General features: G+C 55.3%; 2 rRNA genes. Both read right to left on the bottom strand.

Features of this window, described 5'->3' with window-relative positions:
- Window positions 1-3: 3 nt before the first annotated feature.
- Window positions 4-120: ribosomal RNA gene (gene rrf, locus CHU70_RS10665) — 5S ribosomal RNA — on the bottom strand.
- Between the two features lie 102 nt (window positions 121-222).
- A 23S ribosomal RNA gene (locus tag CHU70_RS10660) occupies window positions 223-2,981 on the bottom strand; the annotation flags it as partial.

Genomic DNA, 2,981 nt, shown 5'->3' with positions numbered 1-2,981 from the left:
TTATGCCGGCGGCGACCTACTCTCCCACACCCTCCCGAGTGCAGTACCATCGGCGCTGGTGGACTTAGCTTCCGGGTTCGGAATGGGACCGGGCGTGACCCCACCGCTAACACCACCGACAAAAACCAGGCAACAACCCATCCCCACCACAACTTTGGGTGGGTGGTGTCATGCCAGACACTGAATAACGGACGCGAGCAAAAACCCTGTAATTCACACTTTGTGTGTTGAATGTTTGGTCTATTAGTACCGGTCACCTCCACACCTTACGATGCTTCCAGATCCGGCCTATCAACCCCATCATCTATAGGGGACCTCAAAAGAAACCTAATCTTGGAACAGGCTTCCCGCTTAGATGCTTTCAGCGGTTATCCCTTCCGTACGTAGCCAACCAGCCATGCCCCAGGCGGGACAACTGGCACACCAGAGGTACGTCCATCCCGGTCCTCTCGTACTAGGGACAGCCTTCCTCAAGTTTCTACGCGCGCGGCGGATAGAGACCGAACTGTCTCACGACGTTCTAAACCCAGCTCGCGTGCCGCTTTAATGGGCGAACAGCCCAACCCTTGGGACCTACTCCAGCCCCAGGATGCGACGAGCCGACATCGAGGTGCCAAACCATCCCGTCGATATGGACTCTTGGGGAAGATCAGCCTGTTATCCCCGGGGTACCTTTTATCCGTTGAGCGACACCGCTTCCACAAGCCGGTGCCGGATCACTAGTCCCTAGTTTCCTACCTGCTCGACCTGTCAGTCTCACAGTCAAGCTCCCTTGTGCACTTACACTCAACACCTGATTGCCAACCAGGCTGAGGGAACCTTTGGGCGCCTCCGTTACTCTTTGGGAGGCAACCGCCCCAGTTAAACTACCCACCAGGCACTGTCCCTAACCCGGATCACGGGCCGAGGTTGAGATGTCCAATACGATCAGAGTGGTATTTCAACAACGACTCCACCCCAACTGGCGTTGAGGCATCACAGTCTCCCACCTATCCTACACAAACCGAACCGAACACCAATACCAAGCTATAGTGAAGGTCCCGGGGTCTTTTCGTCCTGCCGCGCGTAACGAGCATCTTTACTCGTACTGCAATTTCGCCGGGTCTGTGGTTGAGACAGCAGGGAAGTCGTTACGCCATTCGTGCAGGTCGGAACTTACCCGACAAGGAATTTCGCTACCTTAGGATGGTTATAGTTACCACCGCCGTTTACTGGGGCTTAAATTCTCCGCTTCGACCCGCAAAAGGGGTCTAACAGGTCCTCTTAACCTTCCAGCACCGGGCAGGCGTCAGTCCGTATACATCGACTTACCCGTCTTCGCACGGACCTGTGTTTTTAGTAAACAGTCGCTTCCCTCTATTCTCTGCGGCCACAACCAGCTCAACCACGTCGGTCACCAGTCATGGCCCCCCTTCTCCCGAAGTTACGGGGGCATTTTGCCGAGTTCCTTAACCACAGTTCTCCCGATCGCCTTAGTATTCTCTACCTGACTACCTGTGTCGGTTTCGGGTACGGGCCGTATATCCACATCGCTAGAGGCTTTTCTCGGCAGCATAGGATCACCAACTTCCCCAAAACGGGTACGCATCACGCCTCACCCTATATGTGCTCCGGATTTACCTAGAACACGGGCCACACGCTTACACCACGATATCCATCACGTGGCACGGCTACCTTCCTGCGTCACCCCATCACTTGGCTACTACCAGTTCAGGTCCCCAGCATCACACACACCAACCAACCTAAAAGGCCGGCACAAGGCGCGTGTTCAGGTGGGTTAGTATCCCTGATTCACCATGGGCGCGGACACACGGGTACGGGAATATCAACCCGTTATCCATCGACTACGCCTGTCGGCCTCGCCTTAGGTCCCGACTCACCCTGGGAGGATTAACCTGGCCCAGGAACCCTTAGTCATTCGGCGGAGGAGTTTTCCACTCCTCATTCGCTACTCATGCCTGCATTCTCACTCGCGCACACTCCACACTAGGGTTACCCCAGCGCTTCACAGCAGTCACGCGACGCTCCCCTACCCAACCACCAAAAGGTGATTGCCGCGGCTTCGGCGGTGTACTTGAGCCCCACTACATTGTCGGCGCAGAACCACTCGACCAGTGAGCTATTACGCACTCTTTCAAGGATGGCTGCTTCTAAGCCAACCTCCTGGTTGTCTTCGCGATCCCACATCCTTTTCCACTTAGCACACCCTTAGGGGCCTTAGCCGGCGATCTGGGCTGTTTCCCTCTCGACTACGAAGCTTATCCCCCGCAGTCTCACTGCCGTGCTCTGACCTCACCGGCATTCGGAGTTTGGCTGATGTCGCTAAGATGATAGTCCCGCTAAACCAACCAGTAGCTCTACCTCCAGGAGGAAACACACGACGCTGCACCTAAATGCATTTCGGGGAGAACCAGCTATCACGGAGTTTGATTGGCCTTTCACCCCTACCCACAACTCATCCCCTCAGTTTTCAACCTAAGTGGGTTCGCGCCTCCACAGAGTCTTACCTCTGCTTCACACTGGCCATGGGTAGATCACCCCGCTTCGGGTCCAGGACATGCCACTGACAACACACTAGTTAGTATTCGCTTTCGCTACGACTACCCCACCAAACGGGTTAACCTCGCGACATGCCGCTGACTCGCAGGCTCATTCTTCAAAAGGCACGCCATCACCCCACAAAAAAGGGCTCTGACGGATTGTAAGCACATGGTTTCAGGTACTATTTCACTCCCCTCCCGGGGTACTTTTCACCATTCCCTCACGGTACTAATCCGCTATCGGTCATAAGCAGGTATTTAGGCTTACCGGGTGGTCCCGGCAGATTCACAGCAGATTCCACGAGCCCGCTGCTACTCGGGCAACACACCAATTGCACGCACGGGTGTTTCACGTACCGGACTCTCACCGTCTACGGCAGGACATTCCAATCCACTTCCGCTACACCCACACAACACAACGCAGGACTAGCAGACCCTGCA

Origin of the sequence: Corynebacterium sp. LK10 (assembly GCF_008042455.1) — a bacterium.
Classification (GTDB): Bacteria; Actinomycetota; Actinomycetes; order Mycobacteriales; family Mycobacteriaceae; genus Corynebacterium; species Corynebacterium jeikeium_D.
Note: the sequence above shows the minus strand (reverse complement) of the source record. Positions and strands in the feature narration are given on the sequence as shown.